This is a genomic window from Nostoc sp. NMS8 (genome assembly GCF_017115045.1).
In the GTDB taxonomy this organism is placed as follows: domain Bacteria; phylum Cyanobacteriota; class Cyanobacteriia; order Cyanobacteriales; family Nostocaceae; genus Nostoc.
In genome coordinates, this window is record NZ_JABXKK010000104.1 from 82,393 (window position 1) to 102,802 (window position 20,410).

Below are 20,410 nucleotides of genomic sequence, written 5' to 3' on the forward strand. Positions count from 1 at the left end.
TCTATATTATTCATAACTCCTAACTCAGCACTCCTATGACACCAACTTTATTTGGTCGCTGGCAAACTCGATTATTATTACTTGCAACTGTCGGCGTACTCGTATCTTTGCCTTTTGCAATAGGTTGGATTGGCCCTGGTGCTAACTCGGTTTATTTTTGGATACTTGCTTATGTCGCCATCTTTGGCTTAGGCTGGGATGTGCTTTATGACTATCTGCAAAAATCCCGTTGGGATAGAGATTGGCCCGCAGCTTATCAACTCTTAGCTGGTATATGGGAATTAGTGTTTGTGTTTTGTGGAGTCAAACTAGTTGGCTTTTTACCAATACCTTTACCGAAGGAAGAACTGTCGGTAGGAGCTTTTCTATTCCACTATAGCTTCGTGTGGCTAGCAGTTTTTATTACTTCCCAAAGCCTGATGCGAATTATCTTTCTGCGTTGGCGTTTTCGAGGTGGAGAATGGTTGTAATATCTTAAATATTCGTAACTAATTTAATCAAAAATTACAGTAATTTTCAGGTAATTAAACCGTAAAGTAGGGGCGCATGTATATGCGTACTTACAGCCGATTGTGGTTTAAATAGATGAAAATGTGATAAATCACAAATTAACAAATCATAAAAAATTATATATGGCGGTTTTAGTTTGGATGCAATATGTTGTATTGACGTACAGTTGTGTGCGTTTCTCAGAACAACATGGTAGTTGCTACAACTTTGGAAACCAAAGCAGCGCATTGCCTATTACATCTAATCAAATTAAAAACAGCTATGTGATATTTCCCAAATTGACACTTGTGCTGATGTAGTAGTCATACAGCAGATTACAGGTAAGTGAGGTACAAATTCTAAGCACAAAGCCATATCTCAATAGAGTTTCACCCCAGTTAAGAGTACCCTATTCCCTGCTGTAAAAAAACAGAAAAAACTTTGGAGTCTGGGGAGATTCTTCAATGCAGAGACGCAAATTAAGGAAGTGCAATGTCAAATTTTGATCTGGTTATTCAGCTATTTCTGCAACTCACAGTTATTTTAGTTACTTGTCGCATTGTCACGATTTTAGGACGCCGCTATCTTGGTCAAACTGATGTTGTTTGCGAAATGATTGCAGGTGTCATGCTAGGGCCATCACTTTTAGGATTGATTGCACCAGATTTTCAGCAATGGCTGTTTCCTAAGCTTCCCATCATTACTGCTGTCGGACTCAAGATACCCAATCCATCAATGTCAATTTTATATGCTATTAGTCAGATAGGGTTGGTAATTTATATGTTTTTAATTGGTTTAGAGTTCAACACTAAACTGTTAAAACATCATATCAAAAGTGCAAGTTTGCTATCTGCTGCTGGAATTATTACTCCTTTTATTTTAGGAGCGATCGCATCTTCTTGGTTTTATCACAATGGTGATTTCTTTCAACCAAAGGTAACGGCGTGGTCAGCCGCTTTGTATCTGGGTGCATCGATGACAATTACGGCTTTTCCCATGCTAGCTCGCATTCTTTACGAACGCGGTCTTGCACAAACCCGTTTCGGTACTTTGGCTTTGGGTGCAGCATCGGTAGATGATGGAGTTGCCTGGTGTTTGCTGGCGATCGTGCTTGCTAGCGTGAAAAATTCCCTGAGCATTGCCATATTAGCAATTGGTGGTGGCATTTGTTACGTACTATTTGCAATTTTTCTCAGTCAACCTCTACTGAAAGCGTTCACACGGATGACGAAACGCGATGCAGGAGTGAACAGACAAACCCTGACTTTAATGTTGATAATTTTGATGTTTTGTGCATGGTTTACTGATGTCACTGGTATCTATGCAATATTCGGTGCTTTTGTGTTGGGAGCAGTGACACCACGGGGAGAATTCGCCCAGCAAATTCGCCAATATACGGAGTTTTTAACTAGTTCTTTTTTGTTACCGATATTTTTTGTCTTCTCTGGATTGAACACTCAAATTGGATTGGTAAACACACCTACTTTGTGGGGAATTACGCTCTTAATTATTGCGATCGCAATTCTCGGTAAAGGTGTTGCTTGTATGCTGGCTGCAAAATTGGGCGGTGAAAATTGGCGCGAATCAGCAACTATCGGCGCTTTGATGAATGCTCGTGGTTTGATGGAGTTAATCATCCTCAATATTGGTCTAGAACAAGGTATAATTACGCCAACTTTATTCACTATAATGGTTATTATGGCAGTCATTACTACCCTGATGGCATCACCACTGATTGCTTTTTTATTGCACGGTACAAGCTATGAGAAATCTTCCATTTAAGCAAATTTAATTATCAAATTAATTACTTAGTAATTGGGTAATTCTCTGCTTTTACTCTGGCTATAGCAATCCTAAATAAGTTACAAAAAAAGATCCCCGACTTCTTCAAGAAGTCGGGGATTTGAGCCTCGCCGTGGAGAGCCAATCAAATAGTATTACCATATAACGCTAATTTTCTTGTTATCGTTAATTTGGAAGTCATTTTAGATGTAGTTCCTAAAATCATCAGAATTCATGTTTCACAGATGCAACCGCATTGTAACAATAATTCACATAATAATGAAACACAAATTACTCTTGGTTGTATCTAACAAGCTTGACATTTTCCAGTCTTTTAAATAATTATCTTAGGGAAACCAGATAGTTAATTGTGAGGAAACCATGCACATAGTTGTTCTCGTTCTGGTTGAGGTGCTGATTGTTATTGGACTTTCACGCCTAGTAGGACTAGGATTCCGTTCTATTAAACAACCGCTAGTAATTGGTGAAATTGTCGCCGGAATTATGCTCGGCCCATCTTTATTTGGTTTAGTTGCTCCCCATCTAGCAGTTACCTTGTTTCCACCAGAAACTTTTCCTTTTCTCAATGTTTTGTCTCAGGTGGGACTAATATTTTTCATGTTTTTGATTGGGCTAGAACTAAATCCCAAATACCTCGGCGGACAATTAGAAGTAGCAGTTTTAACTTCTCATGTCAGCATTTTAATGCCGTTTTCTCTGGGAACATTGCTAGCGGTGGTACTTTATCCTCTAGTTTCCAATGCAAGTGTATCCTTCACTGCCTTTGCTTTGTTTCTAGGGGCGGCGATGTCGATTACTGCCTTTCCAGTGTTGGCGCGAATCATTACTGAAAATAATTTACAAGGAACGCGGTTAGGAACGTTGGCGTTAACTTGTGCAGCAGTGGATGATGTGACAGCTTGGTGTTTGTTAGCAGTAGCGATCGCAGTTGCTCGGACTGGTGATTTTGCTGGTGCTATACCCACAATTATTGCCAGTATAGTTTACATCGGCTTGATCTTGACAGTAGGACGTTGGTTTCTGCAACGCCTTGCCAAACACTACTTGCGTGCGGGACGACTCAGCCAATTACTGCTAGCTGGGATTTATATGGGTGTGGTTGCGTCAGCACTAATCACCGAACTAATTGGGATTCATTTAATTTTTGGGGCATTTTTACTGGGAGCAGCCATGCCCAAAAATGAAGATTTAGTGCGGGAATTGGCAGTAAAAACGGAAGATTTTGTCCTGATTTTTTTGCTGCCCATATTTTTTGCCTACAGTGGTTTAAAAACGCAGATTGGCTTGCTCAACCGGCCCGAATTGTGGCTTTTGTGTGCGTTGGTTTTAGGAGTGGCGATCGCAGGCAAGTATATTGGTACTTACGTAGCAGCTCGTGTCAGTGGCATTAATAAACGGGAAGCCTCGGCACTGGGTTGGTTAATGAATACTCGCGGCTTGACCGAACTAATAGTGCTAAACATTGGTTTAGAGTTAGGGGTAATTTCCCCTTTAATATTTACCATGCTGGTAATTATGGCATTGGTAACTACATTCATGACCTCGCCATTGCTGGAATGGACATATCCGAAGAAGCTGATCAGGTTAGATTTAGTGGAACCGGAGTCGGAAGCAGAAACAGCTAGAAGCGCTAGTGATGCCGACACTTACATTCGTCCCTACCGAATTTTAGTGCCTGTGGCTAATCCGAGTACCCAAAAAGGCTTGGTACAGTTGGCAGTCAGCATTGCTCTCAGTTCCCGATATCCCGCCGTGGTTAACCCTCTTAGCCTGATTGAATTTGAAGAAGATTATGCCTTTGAAAGTACACCAGTTGAAGCAGACCGATTAATTGCCCAGCGCCGTCAGCAGCTAGAAGAATTGATTAATACTCTCGAACCGCTAGAAACACGCTCTCATGTGCATCCCATCGTTCGCATATCTAGCAATGTCGCACGGGAAACCGCACAAATAGCCGCACTAGAGCAAGTTGATTTAATTCTGCTGGGATGGCATCGCCCAGCTTTTAGTAGCAATCGTTTAGGTGGAAGAGTCGGTCAACTTCTCAGCACTGCACCAGTGGATGTAGCAGTATTTGTAGACCGGGGAAGCGATCGCTTAGAAAGCTTGTTAGTGCCTTATTCTGCCAATATCCATGATGATTTAGCCCTGATTTTAGCCCTCAGACTGCTAATCAATCATGAAACTTGTACATTGCAGATTTTACATGTATTACCCGACAATCGCCTCAAAGATGAATTGAATTACGAGTTGGACATCATAATTGAGCAATTACCGAGTAGTGTACGCGATCGCATAGAAATCAAAATTGTCCAGGCTCCAGAGGCAATCCAAACAGTAGTCGAAGCCTCAAAAAATGTAGACTTGACAATTGCTGGTACTAGCCGCACTTGGGGTATCGAGCGTCAAACTTTGGGAAGATATACAGATCAACTAGCCATCCAATGTTGCTCCTCTCTGCTGATTACCCGTCGCTACAGTCAAGTCACCGCTCATCTAGCCTCCATGCTTCCTGACATTAGCAGTCAAGAGCCAACACTGAAAAATTAAGAGCATGAATCATTTCAACTTCAAATCTTTGGCTTTTTACGGAGTCGCAATTACGTCAGTGCTACTGTTGTTTAAAACTGTCAGTGTTTACGGAGAAAACAATCTCAAGGCTCCTCCTCCAGTTAACGGCCGATATCGTCTAACCCTTGCGGAGAATTTGCCGAATTGTGAAAAATCGGATACCCTGACGTTAAACATTGAACAGTCGGGTATTTACTTAAATGCCTCTGTATTACCGGCAAACGCTAAGACCGACACTGACGAAAAGCACTCTCTGGCAGGCATCTTCAGAAATCAACAATTAAATTTATCTGGAAAAGTTGGTAGTTCAATTCTTTGTAATATTCCTCGCCCCCAAAATGATCCTCTAAACTCAGTGACAATTCAAATGCAGCTTGTGGATAAAGGTAATATGACAGGTCAATTAACCGTACAGGGCATTCCCCAAACTCTGAAATTTACCGCTGTGCCCCAAAAAGCTAATTGAAGAAGGGACTGGGGATTGGGGACTGGGGCAGTAGAGCAGGGGGAGCAGGGGGAGCAGGGGAGCGGAGGAGAATAATTAATCCCCAATGCCCAATACCTAATCCCCAGTCCCCAGTATCCAGCCGGGGAATCCTGGCACGACATGTAGAAACGTGATGAATCGCGTCTACAAGATTGGCAGCGCGAAGTAAACAGCAATGTGAGCGCATTGTATGGGTTTTATGGAGCAAATAAAAAGAATGGATCAGGGACTAAAGACTAGGCAATTTTCCCAATGGGGCAAGCAACTATTTAACATCAGTATATTAGGCTTTTACGCAGCGATCGCCCTTGAAACTTGCACCACTGCTGCTACACCAGGGGCCAAGCTAGATAATTGGCGTTTTTCCCCCAAGACACAGCAACTTGAAATCACTCTCTCAGCAGGCACAACCCCCCGTTATTTCTACCTGGCCAAACCCTCGCGTCTGGTTGTGGATTTACCAAATACTAAGTTGGGCAAAGTTACTACGCTGCAAAATTATTCTGGAGCAATTAAAAGCATTCGCGTTTCTCAACTGAACGCAAACGACACACGCATTGTCTTAGATTTAGCACCAGGGACTATTTTTAATCCCAAACAGATACAACTGCAACCAGTTTCCCGCAAAAACTCCACTCGTTGGGTGTTACGTCCGGTTATTTCTGGTAAAACTACTGCCGTAAAAGCAGGAAACTCCTCACCTTCACCCAAGAAACAACCTCAAACACCTTATAAGTCACAGCCGCCGAGTAACTTACCCGCAACCACTACTAATCAACAACCGCCCTTACTTACAGTTCCGCCTCCATCCAATCAACTACCCTCAGCAATTATTACCAACTCAGGGCAGCCTTTTGTCACTGTACCCCCCCTAACTCCCAATACATCCTCTCAACAACCTGCTTTGACTCTTCCCCCGCCTTCTTTCCCAAATCAGCCCAATAATTTGAATAGTATTCCTCCTGTTGGGATATCGGAATTTCCAGTCCCAACAATCCCCAATGCTCCCGATCCCCAAATAATTGAGTTTGGTCAACCTCTTCCTAAAAATAGATAAGGAGTGAGGAGATGGGGGCAGGGGGCAGGGAGCAGGAAGCAGGGGAAAGAATCAAAAACTACCTCTTTCCCCTCTGCTCCCCGCTCCCTGCCCCTCTGCCTCTTGTGTGCCCAATGCCCAATTTGTTATTATTATATTTTCAGTCTTTCGTGTAAAGCGTTGCGTGCGTGTTCTCGATCGTCAAAATGGATTTTTTCAGTGCCGAGAATTTGATAATCTTCGTGACCTTTACCGGCAAGCAATACTCCATCACCGGATTGTGCTTGTAAAATAGCGGTACGAATTGCGATCGCTCGATCGCAAATTACAGTTGGCTGCACTGTGTCAGCTATTCCCGCTAAAATATCTTGCAAAATCCTTTCTGGGTCTTCAGTTCGGGGATTATCTGATGTCACCACTGCCACATCAGCTAACTCAGCGGCGATTTTACCCATTTTTGGGCGCTTGGTGCGATCGCGATCGCCTCCACAACCAAACACACAAATCACTTTACCTGGTATAAACGGACGTGCAGCTTTCAGTAAATTTTCTAAGCTATCGGGTGTGTGGGCATAATCCACAATCACGCTAATATCTTGCTCAGTATTAATTTGTACCCGTTCCATCCGTCCGGGAACTCCAGGAAACTCAGGTATTACAGATGCCACTAACTCTAAATCTAGCCCTAAGTGTAAAACTGCTCCTACGGCTGCGAGAAGATTTTCTAAATTATATTGTCCGACTAGGGGCGATCGAAAAGCCACGTCACCCTTCGGTGTATGTAATGTCCCACTAACACCATTGGGCTGGTAATTTAAATCACTCATCCATAAATCAGCGCTGTTGTCGTTGACGCTGTAACTCCAAACACGCTCAGAATCTAACGAAGCAATTAACCGTTTCCCGTAGGCATCATCAGCATTAATTATTGCCCGTCCCTTGAGATAATTCGGGCTAAACAACAAGGCTTTGGCAGCAAAGTAATCTTCCATATCGCTGTGATAGTCGAGATGGTCTTGGGTAAGATTACTAAACACCGCTACCTCAAATTCACACCCCAATACTCTACCTTGAGCCAAGGCGTGAGAACTTACTTCCATCACCCCAAACTCACTACCAGCATTTACGGCCTCTGCTAGCTGCTGTTGCAATTCCACTGCAAAGGGCGTAGTGTGGGCAGCAGTTTGCTCAAAACCTGCCCAACGAGTGTAGAGAGTTCCCATCAAAGCTGTCGCTAAGTTAGCTTTGATGAGCAAAAATTCGATTAGATGAGTAGTTGTAGTTTTACCATTTGTACCAGTTACGCCTACCAGCTTGAGTTTGCGTCCTGGATAACCGTAAAAAGCACTGGCTATTTGGGCACAAGCTTGAGTTATGTTACTGGCACTGATAACTACAGCCTCATTTGTGGGAGGATTTTTTTGTGCCGCTTCGGGAGAGACGATCGCAGCAACAGCCCCCGATGCGATCGCACTTTGCCAAAATTCCCCACCATCAACCCGCGTTCCCGGCATCCCAATAAATAAATCTCCCACACGACACGCATGGGAATTCGTCTTCAAACCCCTAACTTCCACATCCTCTAAAGTCGGATGGCTAGGTAATTGCTCAACACTGTCTACCGCTGTTAGTAATTCCCGCAATTTCATTTTGTGAACCTCGTCACGTCGCTTCGTTCCGAATTAAAAATTAAAAATTAACAAGCCCATCAATAAACTTAGTTGCTCTGTATCCTTTTCTTTTTCGTTAACACGTTTGTCTTGCGCTTATTGTGCATTATTTTTTTCTAATTGGCTAAATACTTACGCAACATTTGCTCCAACTGCTGCACACTAGCACGAGGAGAAGGACGCGGCAATAATTTCTCACTCCCCTCCGCGTCCTCTACGTCTTCTCTGCGAGACGCTGCGCGATGGTGGTTCGATAAATAAAGTACCGGCACTTCATACTCATACGTAGCAAACCAATCTTCACGAGTTGTAATATCTCTAACTTCCAACTCGAAACTGAGATTTTGGATTTGTTCTAGCTTTTCTTGCAAGCCTTCACATAAATGACAGCCGGGTTTACTGTATAAGATTAATCGCATTTCAGTTGCCGCAAGAAGTTATAAGTTTAGAATAACGTAGACGTTTCGGCTTGCCGCAGGCTACCGCCAAGGACGCAGAGGGGGAGAGATAGAAGGTATGAGTTTTAATGTGGGTGAGTATGTTGATCAAATGGGATTGTTGTTGGATTTAGAGATCGCAGATGAGTATCGTGATGGGGTGGTGGCAAATTTTGAGAGAATTAGGGCGATCGCTAATCTTGTAAATTCTTTCGCTTTACCAGAGGATGTTGAAGTTGCACCAGTTTTTCAACCATGAATGATGCTGTATCAATAGCTGCTGCTGTGCGTGAAGGTAAAGTTAGCGCGGTGGAAGTTACTAAGGCGGCGTTAGCAGGAATCGCAGCAGGGGATAATCAACTCAACTGTTTTACAGCTGTGACTGCTGAGACAGCTTTAACAGATGCAGCACGCATTGATAGAGAAATTGCCCAAGGTAATCATCCTGGAATACTTGGCGGTGTACCTTTTGCGGTGAAAAATCTCTTTGATATTGCTGGTTTAACAACTCTGGCGGGATCGAAAATCAATGCAGAAAATCCAGCAGCAAGCCTTGACGCAACCGCAGTAGCCAAGCTGAAACAAGCGGGTGCTGTGCTAGTTGGCGCTTTGAATATGGATGAGTACGCCTATGGGTTTGTCACGGAAAACTCCCATTACGGTACTACTCACAACCCCCATGATTTACAGCGAGTTGCGGGTGGTTCATCGGGTGGTTCGGCGGCGGCGGTTGCGGCTGGGTTAGTACCGTTAACATTGGGTTCTGATACTAATGGTTCAATTCGGGTTCCGGCGGCGTTATGTGGTGTTTTTGGTTTTAAGCCGACTTACGGAAGGTTATCTCGTGCTGGGGTAGCTTTATTTTCTAGCAGTTTTGACCACATTGGCCCTTTGGCGCGTTCGGTGCAAGATATTGCCACGGTGTTTGATGTGCTTCAGGGAGAAGACGATCGCGATCCAGTTTGTACTAAGCGTCCACCTGAATTGGTTTTACCACAACTTAAACAAGATATCTCTGATATCAGAATTGCCATTGCCGCTGATTACTTTGTTAAAGGTGCAGAACCCGAAGCTTTAGCAGCAGTCCAAAAAGTAGCTGATGCTTTAAACGTCACTGAATACGTAACCATACCAGAAACGCACCGCGCCCGTGCAGCAGCTTTTGTGATTACAGCAAGCGAGGGTGCAAATCTGCATTTGCATCAGTTGCAATGTCGTCCTGAAGATTTTGATCCAGCAACACGCGATCGCTTTTTGGCTGGGGCGTTAATTCCAAGTAGCTGGTATCTCCAAGCACAACGATTTAGACAATGGTATCGCGATCGCGTGCGGGAAGTTTTTCAAAATGTCGATGTTATTCTTGCCCCAACCACACCAATTTCAGCACCGCTAATTGGTCAACAAACCATGATTTTGGATGGCGAAGAAATTCTTGTCCGTCCTCATTTAGGACTATTTACTCAACCATTATCTTTCATTGGTTTACCTGTTTTATCAGTACCAATTGAGCGCCAAAATGCCTTACCTTTAGGTGTGCAATTGATTGCAGCACCATATAATGAAGCATTAATTTTACGGGTTGCAGCTGCGTTAGAGGCGAAGAGTATAGTTTCAGCAAATATACCAGGCGATTAGAAATCGCGGTTACACAAACGAACGCGAGTGCGTCTCGCAGAGAAGTCCGCCTACGCGGACTCAAAGAAGTTGAAACCCACGGAGGTGGGCTTTGTTTGTATAGCCGCGTTCGCCCTTTGCGTGCCGGAGGCATCATTCCATTCGCCAAGTCCATTAGTGTCAACTTAAGCTGGAAATAGCTTAACTGTTGGCTTTGTCACCCGCCAGGGAATAAATTCTCAAGCTAATAGCTTAAGTCTGCTGAAGTAGACTGGAGATTTTTGGCGATATTTAGTCATCTTCAGATGACTTTATCTATGAGACGGGAATTTCAATTCCCGACGGACGAGTGGTTTCGCGTTAAGTTGACACCAATGCGCCAGGGCAGCCTCCTACGGTGTGTTGCATCAAAATGAGAACCGCTATGATATTTCAATACCAGATCAAATCTAAGTTTATCTATGACTACAAAGCCTTGGGATGCTCAACTTGCTTACAGGCTAGTTAAACCTTTAAAAGATAGTTGGGTAAATCCTAATCATCTCACCACAGTCAGGCTTGTAACTGGGTTAGCGGCTGCCATCGCGATGTCTACAACCGGCTACACCTACGCAGTTAGCAATGTCATCTGGGCTAACATTGGAGCAGTACTGTTTGCTTTCTCCAACTTTCTAGATCATACAGATGGTGAATTAGCCCGTTTAAGTGGAAAAACCAGCAAATGGGGACATCAGTATGACCTTGCTAGTGATGCTATCATCCATATTCTTTTGTTTGTTTGTATTGGATGTGGTCTTAGGGAAGGAAAATTTGGTTGGTGGGCATTGCTGATGGGGATAGTCTCTGGCGTGTCTGTTGCCTGCATCTTTCATTTGCGAAACCAAATAGAACAGCGTTCAGGTAAAGAGGCTAACCGTCAACCAAATTTCGCCGGGTTTGATATTGAAGACGTGCTATATTTGTTCCCCATCGTTACCTTACTAAATGGACTAGAGCCGTTATTAATAGCAGCGACAATTGGCGCTCCAACTTTTGCAGTATGGGTAATTTGGCAATTTCTCACACTCCCGCAGCCGGAATCAAACTAAGCTGTTCCATATTTAAATTTCATCAGCTGGGCGCTCATGTTGCCCACCCCAGAAGAGTTATGTTTGATTCGATTATGCAATTCAGATGTTTTTTAGCTTAGTACTGCAAGGCGGACTTAAAAATAAAAAATTAATAAATGTTAAGTCGATTATTGACTATAAAAGAAGCTATCAATGAGCGTGGGGAGACTTATGGGCTAATAGCGATCGCCTTTGCGATCGTTATAGTGCTGGAATATTTGACACCCTCTGAGTATGTATTTGGCTATCTCTACACAGGGACGATTTTGTTAGCAGATTCCCGCTTGGATCGGAGAGCAGTTTTGGCGATCACTCTTGCTGCTACAGGATTAACATTATTGAATTTGTTTGTCCCAGGAGGAGAAATAATTACTCTGCCAACGTTGGCAAATAGGTTGATTGCAGTATTGGCGTTGGTGGTGACAGGTTGGTTAAGCGATCGCAACCACCGTCATGAAGAAGCAATCGCTTATACTCAAGCACAATTACGCTCTCAAGAACAACTAGCGATTATGCGTGAAGATTTTGTCTCTACCCTAACGCATGATTTAAAAACACCCCTATTAGGAGCAATTGAAACGCTGAAATACTTTCAAAATGAGCAATTTGGTGAAATCACGCCTATGCAAGCAAAAGTATTGCAAACAATGGCTCGTAGTCATCGCAGTACACTGCAATTAGTCCAAACTCTTTTAGATGTGTACCGCAATGATGCCGAAGGGCTAAAACTCCAGATATCACCTGTTAATTTAGTCACAATAGCAGAGGAGATCATCGCTACCCTGAGTGAACTAGCGAGAACACGTCAGGTTTATATTTCTCTGCACTATGGTGAATCAGATTTTCGGAGTTTTCTCTGGGTAAATGGCGATTCTTTGCAACTTGGGCGAGTTTTCACCAATCTCCTGAGTAATGGCATTAACCATACCCCTCGTGGCGGTAAAGTGGAAGTAGTTTTTGAAGGTTATTCTAGCGATCAAGTGGTAAAAATACTCGATACTGGTTCTGGCATTACCGAAAAAGAATTACCCCACTTATTTGAGAGGTTTTATCAAGGAAATAGCGATCGCCACGTCTCCGGTTCTGGACTAGGGCTTTATTTGACCAGGCAAATTATAGCTGCTCATGGGGGTACAATTTGGGCAGAGAATCGCTCACCACGCGGCGCACTCTTTGGTTTCCGACTCCCTGCTTGTCCACCGCCGGGGAGTTGAGGGGAGAAATCAATTAAAAATAAAAAATTAAAAAACTTCTGCCTCCTGCCTCTTGCGCCCAATTACTAATGACAAAAATCTTACTCGTTGAAGATGATGAATTATTTCGGCTTGGTTTGCGGATGCGGTTGCAACAAGAAACCACTTTGGAGATTGTCGCAGAAGCAGAAGATGGGGAACAAGCTGTAGAATTAGCAAATCGCTATCCTCTGGATTTGGTATTGTTGGATATAGGTTTACCAGGAATTGGCGGGATTGAGGCTTGTCGCCAAATCAAGCAGAAGCACCCAAGTTTACCAATTCTTGTTTTGACATCTCGTTCTGAAAAGCCCCTGATTTCGCGATTAATTGCCGCTGGGGCCCAAGGTTATTGTTTAAAAGGTATTCCTGCTGAGTCTCTGATATTGGCGGTGCGATCGGTTGCAGCGGGCGCTTCTTGGTGGGATCAAACGGCAACCACAGAAATTAGAGCCGCTTTTGAGGGCAATTCGATGGCGATACAGTCAGGAAAAACTGAGGAATCCTTAGAAAATCCCTTAACGAAGCGCGAACAAGAAATTTTGGCACTAGTAGCAGCTGGCAAAAGCAATCAAGAAATTGCTGAAATTCTCTATATTGCTCCTGGTACAGTGCGGGTTCATGTTCATGCTATTTTACAGAAATTAGAAGTACGCGATCGCACTCAAGCCGCAGTTTTAGCTATCCAAAAAGGATTAGTAGCACCAGAATTGTTGATTAATTAGATTTTATCGGAGAAAGTCCCCAATCCCTTTAAACCTGTAATAAAATCTTAGGTTGCTCTATGGGAATTTCGATCGCAAATTCTGCTCCTTTGCCAACAGATGAGTTACAAGTAATATTTCCTTGGTGTTTTTGGACGATAATCTGATAGCTAATGGATAATCCTAGCCCACTACCTTTACCCACAGGTTTTGTGGTAAAAAATGGGTCAAATAAACGTGATCGCAATGATTCTTCAATACCAAGACCATTATCTGCGATCGCAATTTTGACCATATTTAAGTCTGTCACCTCTGTATGAATCCGAATTTGGGGAGTAGAAAGTAGGGAGTAGGGAGTAGAAGATTTATTTTCCACTCCCTCTTCTATTGCATCAATAGCATTATTCAACAAATGCATAAATACTTGATTTAGTTCACTCGTATAACAAGTTACTAGGGGCAAATTACCATAATCTTTCACTATAATAATTGCCGAACGAGCGGCTGTTTCTCTGAGCCGATGTTGTAACATCACCAAAGTATTTTCAATGTCTTCATGGATATTTACCCGCTTCATCTCTGCTTCATCGTGCCGAGAGAAGTGTTGTAGCGCCAGTACAATTTCCCGAATCCGATCGGAGCCTCTATACATTGCACCTATCAGGTTTTGTAGATCCTTAATCATAAAATTCAGGTCTATATCTTTGGCTATTTCCTGAATTTTTGGTGTGGGTTTGGGATATTCCTGTTGATAGACCTCGATCATATTTACTAGGTCTTCTACATATTGACCAGCATATTGGAGATTCCCATAAATGAAACTGATCGGATTGTTAATCTCATGAGCCAGCCCAGCTACTAACTGTCCCAACGCCACCATCTTTTCGTTCTGAATTTGTTGAACTTGAGAGGCTTGCAAATTATCTAAAGCCTGTTGGAGTAAAAAGTTTTTTTCTTGTAGTTTAACTTGGAGCAAACGTAAATTAATCTGATTTTCAATTCGCAACACCACCTCTGCCCCATGAAAAGGTTTGGCAATATAATCTACACCACCAACATCAAAAGCTTTTACCTTATCTACAACATCATCTAGGGCGCTAATAAAAATTACTGGAACTTCACAAGTTTTATCGTCAGCTTTCAGTTGTTGACAAACTTCATAGCCATCCATACCCGGCATGTTGATATCCAGCAAAATTACATCAGGCAAAACCATGTGACAGGCAGTCAGTGCCATTTTACCGTTTAAGGCTTTACGAACTTCAAAACCTTGTGCAGTCAACATCGCCGATAAAAGCCGTAAATTATCTGGCGTATCATCTACCACCAAAATATTTCTTTTGTAATTGTTAGTTTGATTAAAATGCATTATTACCAGAGGTTATGCGTATAATTATTGAGGATAGTAAATGCTTATTTGAAATCACCCTAAAATTTGCTGACTAACTTCACCAAAATACTTATGTTTATAGTTTACCTCCCACGGTGGCTAGAGAGTTTTGTCGAATATAAAAGCTATTAACCAGTTATGAGCTTTATCTAAGGGGAGAAACTTTTTAAGACAAGGTGTACTTGTTTAAAATCCTCAAATTGACTTATAGAGTTTGCCTCCTACTTATCCCCGATCATTTAATATCTACCATTGAGGCGCTGCGGCGAGCAACTTCAGAACTAATTGTTGTTCTAAAGGTTGAGAAAATAGATATCCTTGAGCAAAGTTACAATTTAAACTTCTCAATTGTGCTAACTGTTCTTCTGTTTCGACACCTTCTGCGATCGCACTCATCCCCATTGAGTTAGCAATACCAATCATTGCTGGTACTAACCCCATATTTTCTTTATTCTCCTGCATACGTTTGACGAAAGACTGATCGATTTTAAGTGCATTAAAAGGAAAGCTGTGCAGGTAACTTAGAGATGAATATCCTGTACCAAAGTCATCCATAATTAACTTAATTTTTCGCTGCTTGAGTTGTTGCAAAATTATTTTAATTGCGTGACTATTTTCCATAATTACACTTTCGGTAATTTCTAATTCCAAGTATGCCGGATTTATTTTATTTTCATAAATTATTCGGTCAATTTGTTGTACAAAATTTGGCTGTAAAAATAATCTAGCACTCAAATTGACACTTATCGTTAGAGGTTCTGGTGTCACTGGAAAATGTTGCCAGATGCTTAATTGATGACAAGCTGACTGTAATACCCAAGTATTGATGGCATTAATCAAACCCGTTTCTTCAGCCACAGGAATAAATTCTGTGGGAGAAACTAAACCACGAATCGGATGTCGCCAGCGCACCAAGGCTTCAAATCCAGAAATTCTGCCTGTATTCAAAGAAACAATTGGCTGATAATAAACGAGGAATTGTTGCCTTTCCACAGCTCTTCGCAGGTCATTTTCTAACTCTAAAAGATGAATAGCTTCCTGATGCATTGCTGGATTGAAGACGTGATATTTACCTCTTCCTTGAGCCTTAGCTCGATACATTGCTGTATCAGCATCTCGCAATAAATACTCTGGGCGATCGTAATTTTTATTACCCCAACTAATGCCAATACTGGCATTCATAAATACTTCATATCTTGACAGTTTAAAAGCAAGGGATAGCTGTTGCAAAATCTGTTCAGCAACTTGGATTGCTATATTGATATCTGTGATATTTTCTAAAAGGATGCCAAATTCGTCACCACCCAATCGTGCTAGAGTATCAATAGGAATCAAACATGCTTGCAGGCGGCGAGCAATGCCTATCAGCAATTCATCTCCCACCAAATGACCGAGAGAATCATTGACAACTTTGAAGCGATCGCAGTCCAAAAAAAGGACTGCAAACTGATAACTAGATTCTTGCTTCGCACGATTGAGAGCATTTTCTAGTCGCCGAATAAATAAAACTCGGTTTGGTAATCCAGTCAGTGAATCATGCAATGCTATATCTAGCAATTGGCTTTGCAATTTCTGGCGGGAATGGATTTCTTGTTGAAGTTTTTGAAGAGTTTTTTCTAGCTCACTAGTCCGCTCTTTTACCCGATCTTCTAGTTCGACATTGAGTTTCAATATTTCTAATCGCGCCGATCTCAATGCCAGTTGATTTTGCACGCGTACTAAAACTTCTTGAAATTCAAAAGGTTTGCTAATGTAATCTACACCACCCACCCTAAAAGCTTTAACTTTATCAAAAACATCATCTAAAGCGCTAATAAAAATCACCGGAATATCGGCTGTTAGTTCCCAAGCTTTAAAGGTCTGACAAATTTCATAGCCATCTACTTCTGGCATCATAATATCGAGTAGAATCAAATCCGGTAATACTGTTTGAGTTGCTGTCAGTGCCATTTGCCAGTTTAAGGCTTTACGAACGTTATACCCTTCCCTTGTCAATATGGAGGATAAAACTCGGAGGTTGTCCGCCATATCATCAATGATCAAAATATCTTTTTTATTAGGGTCTAAATGCTCGTAATTCATTCTACGTTGGTTCTAGTCAATTCCATGATTTTCTCAAACTGGTAGTTATTTGCTAAATCCCTAAGAACTTGGAAAACTTGACCATTATCTGATGGAATTTGCTTGAGTAACTCTAAAATCAGTTCATCGCTACAACTGGCTGCGGCGTAGTGGATCTGTTGGAGCCACTCAGGTGACATTTGTGATAAATGTCTCAGGAGTTCGGCAGCACTGACAAACACCTGTGTAGATTGATCCACAAAAACTGTGTTTGTGGTTTCTACTTGGTTGGTATATTTTAAACCCAGATGTTGGCTCAGTTTTTCCAATAATACTTCCTGTGTGAATGGCTTGCGAATAAAATCGTCGCAGCCAATAGATAAAATTTTCTGCCGTTCTTCTTCAAAGGCGCTAGCAGTTAAGGCAATAACGATCGTGTGTGTATTGGAGCGATTTGGCGTTGCTTCAGAGAAGTTGTAAGGAGAAGCCAAGGCTGTTGGCATCAACTTTGCGAACGTGGATACACCAGTTGCTTCGCCTACGGGAGACGCTTTGCGTACAACTTTAATTGTCTCGGAGTTACCTAAATCGGTTAATCCTCCCGTCAGGTAATGGCTTCCCGATGATGCCAGTTGTTTGAATTTTGGGAACCTCCGCAACTTATTGGCTGCCCCATGCCCGATTTCTCTAGCTTTAATTATTCTTGTAGCTTCATAACCGTCCATAATCGGCATTCGCATATCCATAAAAATCAAGTGTGGTTGCCAAGATTCCCAATTTGCGATCGCTTCACGACCATCTGTAGCTTCCCGGACTTCAAAGCCTAAAGATGTGAGAATTTTAACTAGCAGCAAACGGCTTTCTTTGGAGTCATCAACTACTAAGATACGGTATGCTTTCTCACTAAGGGTTAAAGCTATAATTTTGGATTTAATTTGATTTGTCGGGATTTCTCTGGGGCAAGTGAGAGCAATCTGAATATTAAAGGTAAATGTACTACCGACACCAGGTATACTGCTGACCATAATATCTCCTCCCATCAGTTGTACATATTTGCGGCTAATCGCCAAACCTAATCCCGTCCCTTGTTGCGATTTTCTGCCGATTTCAGTTTGCTCAAAAGCCTCAAACAACAAGTCAATTTCTTGGGGTGCAATACCACAGCCAGTATCTTGGATCTCGAAGATTAGGGAGTGGGGAGTGGGGAAGGTGGGGTCCCCTCTGGGGATAAGGGGTAATGGGGATTGGGTTGAAGAGGCAGAAGGGGGTAAGGAGGAGAATGAATAATTGCCTTTTTCGCCCCAGTTAAGAGCTTCCTGCTCCCCAATCCCCAGTCCCCAGTCCCCAGCCCCTAGTCTCACACTTAATGTCACGCTCCCCGAATCAGTAAATTTGATGGCATTTCCTAAGAGATTGATCAAGACTTGACACAGTTTATTTTCATCCGTTTCTATGTACTTAGGAATATTTTGTGTATATTTAAACAGTAGTTCTAAATTTTTAGATGCAGCACGCAAGTGCAACATTTCTTCTAGGTTCTTCAACAGATGAATTAAGTCAAAGCTGCTGCGATTTAATGTGATTCTGCCAGCTTCGATTTTGGACATTTCTAGAATTTCGTTAATTAAGTTTAGTAGATGTTCGCCAGCCCGATTAATAATTGCTAAGTTTTCTTGATGTTCGCCAGATAGTGAATAATCTCGGCTCATAACTTGGGTAAAGCCCAGAATGGCGTTGAGTGGGGTACGCAGTTCGTGGCTCATGTTAGCCAGAAATTCACTTTTGGCGAGGTTGGCGGCAGCGCTTCGTGCGGCTTCGCGAACAGCCGCTTGTTGCTCTTGTGCAGCGATTTTTTGCAATTCAATCAGTTCTTCTTGGGTGGTTTGTAGTTGCTCAATCACTTGTTGAAACTCTTCAGTACGTTTTTTGACTTGAGCCTTTAAGTTGCGATTGTATTCTGCTAATAACTTTTCTGTTTGCTTGCGTTCTGTGATATCAAAAAATGTAGCGATCGCAAAAGCCAGATTCCCCGATTCATCATAAATTGGCTTTCCTAAAACCTCAATGGGAATAATCTTGCCACAACGGCGAATTTCCATATCGTCAATCCTGGTGCTTTCCCCAAGCAATGCTCTCGAAATTGGCAGGCGATCGCAAGGGTAAAGTTGATCTGTCCCGGCAAGGTAAGCTTGATATACCTCTGATAATTCTTCGGTGTTGACTTCTGCTAGCGCTTTTTGACCAAGAATTTGCTGCCCAAGTTGATTTATATAATAAGGTTCACCTTCTGCATCGATAATAAATACACCTACCGGCATGGCTTCTAAAAATTGAGTTAGCCGAGTTTGACTGTGAGATAGGGCCTCATTTAAACCCTGCATTTCGGCATTCTTTGCTGACAAAGCACTAAAGGATGCTTGGAGTTGCTTTGCCATAGTTTCAAATGACTTTGCTAGTTCCCCCAGTTCATCGGAACGCTGAATTTCTGGTGTTTGCTCCCATTCACCTTGAGCAATTTTCTTCGCTGATGCATTTAATTGTAAAATCGGTTTAATTACCCACCGAGCAGTCAAAATCCCAATTCTTGTGGCTACTAAAAAAGCAACTATGGACAGCAAAATAGTAATGCGGGTGTTAGCGTTAATTTGCTCCATAAATTCGCCTTCGGGAATCACCGCCACAATTAGCCAATCTAAACCCAGTTCATCCTTCCAGCTTTTTACCTGCACAAAATAACGCATTCCATCGGCGGTAAAACTTAGCTGGTGCTTCCCCCCAATAAACCCAAGATTGCCAAAACGTTTAATTAAAGACTGTGTTGTAAGTCTAATTAAATAATTTTGACTATTTAATGCTGATAGCCGTTTTCCTTTACCATTAATGATGGTATATGGTGGCTCGCTTGTAGAAGAAGCTACCATATACCCAGAACGCTCTAAAATAAAAGTTTTACCCGACTCTTTGATTTTTAAGTTGGCTAAAAATTTGCCGATTTGTGATAAAAGTAAATCAACACTAATCACCCCAACAAATTTGCGATTTTTATCGTAAACAGGATAGCTGGAAGATATGGATAAAATTTCTGGTTTATCTTCCCATTGATAAATTTGACTCCAAACTCGTTTGCCGCTTTTGACTGGATCTGTATACCAAGCTTCTAGGCGAGGATCGTAATTTTTGACTTGCTCCAAATGGCGACGATTTCCTTGCTTGTCTGTAGGATAAATATAAAGTTTGCCTATACCATTCTTTTGGCTAACTTCATTAATCAAGAGCTTGCCATTATCTAGACGTTCAACACCGATAAATTCACCTTTAGGATTGGCAAAACTGTTGTAGCCAACATTGAAAACCTGCATTTGTTTCCAAAAGTAATTGCCGGTGCTTTCAAAGTCCGAAAGGTTTAGCAAACCTAGCTCAACTGCATCTAAGTTGATTTGATTGATTTGCTTCGGGGTTGTTAAATAGTTATCAAGATGCTGTTCAATGCGATCGCAGATTTCATTTTCTAATTGAGTAGCAAGCTCATTTACCGCTTTTTGGCCGTTTTGATACGAAAGATAGCCTACAAGTCCCACCGCCCCACAAATTTGTAGTATGAAGGGCACAATCAGAACATATCGCAGGGGCATTTTGGCATAAACTTTGCCAACTAAACAATTAATAGATTTGACGGGCTGAAGTTTAGATAACATTGTTGTTTAATTCTTCCCTAGCATATTTAGGGCTGTTCTGCCATATCAGCTACATCGTATATCAGCATAATTACGGCGTACTATCACTTTAATTATGATATCTCCTAATACT

General features: G+C 42.2%; 15 protein-coding genes. 10 read left to right on the forward strand and 5 right to left on the reverse strand.

Annotation, left to right across the window (positions count from 1 at the left end):
• Window positions 1–35: 35 nt before the first annotated feature.
• The 5 genes from HWQ39_RS26845 (at window position 36) to HWQ39_RS26865 (ending at window position 6,407) form a co-directional block, all read left to right on the forward strand.
• Window positions 36–470: a hypothetical protein gene (locus HWQ39_RS26845; protein ID WP_292852034.1), complete on the forward strand. Its 435-nt coding sequence runs from the start codon at window positions 36–38 to the stop codon at window positions 468–470.
• A gap of 511 nt (window positions 471–981) precedes the next feature.
• A complete protein-coding gene (locus tag HWQ39_RS26850) occupies window positions 982–2,271 on the forward strand; it encodes a cation:proton antiporter (RefSeq protein WP_292852037.1) in 1,290 nt (429 codons plus the stop codon).
• A 381-nt stretch (window positions 2,272–2,652) separates the two neighbouring features.
• Window positions 2,653–4,842, forward strand: a complete 2,190-nt coding sequence (locus HWQ39_RS26855) for a cation:proton antiporter (RefSeq protein ID WP_292852040.1) — start codon at window positions 2,653–2,655, stop codon at window positions 4,840–4,842.
• A gap of 4 nt (window positions 4,843–4,846) precedes the next feature.
• Window positions 4,847–5,329, forward strand: a complete 483-nt coding sequence (locus tag HWQ39_RS26860) for a hypothetical protein (RefSeq protein WP_292852043.1) — start codon at window positions 4,847–4,849, stop codon at window positions 5,327–5,329.
• A 238-nt stretch (window positions 5,330–5,567) separates the two neighbouring features.
• Complete coding sequence (locus HWQ39_RS26865) at window positions 5,568–6,407, forward strand: AMIN domain-containing protein (protein ID WP_292852046.1); 840 nt, start codon at window positions 5,568–5,570, stop codon at window positions 6,405–6,407.
• A gap of 131 nt (window positions 6,408–6,538) precedes the next feature.
• Here the strand turns inward: HWQ39_RS26865 and HWQ39_RS26870 are convergent, their stop codons facing one another.
• The gene (locus HWQ39_RS26870) at window positions 6,539–8,035 is read right to left on the reverse strand and encodes a UDP-N-acetylmuramoyl-L-alanyl-D-glutamate--2,6-diaminopimelate ligase (protein WP_292852049.1); all 1,497 of its coding nucleotides are present in this window, start codon (window positions 8,033–8,035) and stop codon (window positions 6,539–6,541) included.
• A 137-nt stretch (window positions 8,036–8,172) separates the two neighbouring features.
• On the reverse strand, window positions 8,173–8,475 hold the full coding sequence (locus HWQ39_RS26875; RefSeq protein WP_292852052.1) for a glutaredoxin family protein: 303 nt from the start codon (window positions 8,473–8,475) through the stop codon (window positions 8,173–8,175).
• A 97-nt stretch (window positions 8,476–8,572) separates the two neighbouring features.
• On the opposite strand from HWQ39_RS26875, the gene HWQ39_RS26880 reads away from it, so the two are divergent.
• From HWQ39_RS26880 to HWQ39_RS26900, 5 genes are all read left to right on the forward strand, one after another.
• Window positions 8,573–8,752, forward strand: a complete 180-nt coding sequence (locus HWQ39_RS26880; RefSeq protein ID WP_292852055.1) for a DUF4089 domain-containing protein — start codon at window positions 8,573–8,575, stop codon at window positions 8,750–8,752.
• Window positions 8,749–10,128 carry an AtzE family amidohydrolase gene (locus tag HWQ39_RS26885; RefSeq protein ID WP_292852058.1) on the forward strand — a complete coding sequence of 460 codons (1,380 nt, stop codon included), beginning with the start codon at window positions 8,749–8,751 and terminating at the stop codon, window positions 10,126–10,128. Before HWQ39_RS26880 ends, HWQ39_RS26885 begins: the two co-directional genes overlap by 4 nt.
• A 440-nt stretch (window positions 10,129–10,568) precedes the next feature.
• Window positions 10,569–11,195, forward strand: coding sequence for a CDP-alcohol phosphatidyltransferase family protein (locus HWQ39_RS26890; protein ID WP_292852061.1), 627 nt, complete (start codon window positions 10,569–10,571; stop codon window positions 11,193–11,195).
• 137 nt (window positions 11,196–11,332) lie between these two features.
• On the forward strand, window positions 11,333–12,430 hold the full coding sequence (locus HWQ39_RS26895; RefSeq protein WP_292852063.1) for a HAMP domain-containing sensor histidine kinase: 1,098 nt from the start codon (window positions 11,333–11,335) through the stop codon (window positions 12,428–12,430).
• A 68-nt stretch (window positions 12,431–12,498) separates the two neighbouring features.
• On the forward strand, window positions 12,499–13,173 hold the full coding sequence (locus HWQ39_RS26900) for a response regulator transcription factor (protein ID WP_292852066.1): 675 nt from the start codon (window positions 12,499–12,501) through the stop codon (window positions 13,171–13,173).
• Window positions 13,174–13,201: 28 nt separating this feature from the next.
• Here HWQ39_RS26900 and HWQ39_RS26905 read toward each other — a convergent pair whose 3' ends face one another.
• The 3 genes from HWQ39_RS26905 to HWQ39_RS26915 form a co-directional block, all read right to left on the reverse strand.
• Entirely contained in the window at window positions 13,202–14,521 is a 1,320-nt protein-coding gene (locus HWQ39_RS26905) for a response regulator (protein WP_292852069.1), read from the reverse strand.
• 267 nt (window positions 14,522–14,788) lie between these two features.
• A complete protein-coding gene (locus tag HWQ39_RS26910; RefSeq protein WP_292852072.1) occupies window positions 14,789–16,624 on the reverse strand; it encodes an EAL domain-containing protein in 1,836 nt (611 codons plus the stop codon).
• Window positions 16,621–20,298, reverse strand: coding sequence for an ATP-binding protein (locus HWQ39_RS26915; RefSeq protein ID WP_292852075.1), 3,678 nt, complete (start codon window positions 20,296–20,298; stop codon window positions 16,621–16,623). Before HWQ39_RS26915 ends, HWQ39_RS26910 begins: the two co-directional genes overlap by 4 nt.
• Between the last annotated feature and the right edge of the window lie 112 nt (window positions 20,299–20,410).

Coding starts and splice junctions, on each gene's coding strand:
- HWQ39_RS26850 (WP_292852037.1), top strand. CDS start 982: ATGTCAAATTTTGATCTGGTTATTCAGCTATTTCTGCAACTCACAGTT.
- HWQ39_RS26855 (WP_292852040.1), top strand. CDS start 2,653: ATGCACATAGTTGTTCTCGTTCTGGTTGAGGTGCTGATTGTTATTGGA.
- HWQ39_RS26915 (WP_292852075.1), bottom strand. CDS start 20,298: ATGTTATCTAAACTTCAGCCCGTCAAATCTATTAATTGTTTAGTTGGC.
- HWQ39_RS26895 (WP_292852063.1), top strand. CDS start 11,333: ATGTTAAGTCGATTATTGACTATAAAAGAAGCTATCAATGAGCGTGGG.
- HWQ39_RS26885 (WP_292852058.1), top strand. CDS start 8,749: ATGAATGATGCTGTATCAATAGCTGCTGCTGTGCGTGAAGGTAAAGTT.
- HWQ39_RS26890 (WP_292852061.1), top strand. CDS start 10,569: ATGACTACAAAGCCTTGGGATGCTCAACTTGCTTACAGGCTAGTTAAA.
- HWQ39_RS26860 (WP_292852043.1), top strand. CDS start 4,847: ATGAATCATTTCAACTTCAAATCTTTGGCTTTTTACGGAGTCGCAATT.
- HWQ39_RS26900 (WP_292852066.1), top strand. CDS start 12,499: ATGACAAAAATCTTACTCGTTGAAGATGATGAATTATTTCGGCTTGGT.
- HWQ39_RS26870 (WP_292852049.1), bottom strand. CDS start 8,035: ATGAAATTGCGGGAATTACTAACAGCGGTAGACAGTGTTGAGCAATTA.
- HWQ39_RS26845 (WP_292852034.1), top strand. CDS start 36: ATGACACCAACTTTATTTGGTCGCTGGCAAACTCGATTATTATTACTT.
- HWQ39_RS26880 (WP_292852055.1), top strand. CDS start 8,573: ATGAGTTTTAATGTGGGTGAGTATGTTGATCAAATGGGATTGTTGTTG.
- HWQ39_RS26910 (WP_292852072.1), bottom strand. CDS start 16,624: ATGAATTACGAGCATTTAGACCCTAATAAAAAAGATATTTTGATCATT.
- HWQ39_RS26905 (WP_292852069.1), bottom strand. CDS start 14,521: ATGCATTTTAATCAAACTAACAATTACAAAAGAAATATTTTGGTGGTA.
- HWQ39_RS26875 (WP_292852052.1), bottom strand. CDS start 8,475: ATGCGATTAATCTTATACAGTAAACCCGGCTGTCATTTATGTGAAGGC.
- HWQ39_RS26865 (WP_292852046.1), top strand. CDS start 5,568: ATGGATCAGGGACTAAAGACTAGGCAATTTTCCCAATGGGGCAAGCAA.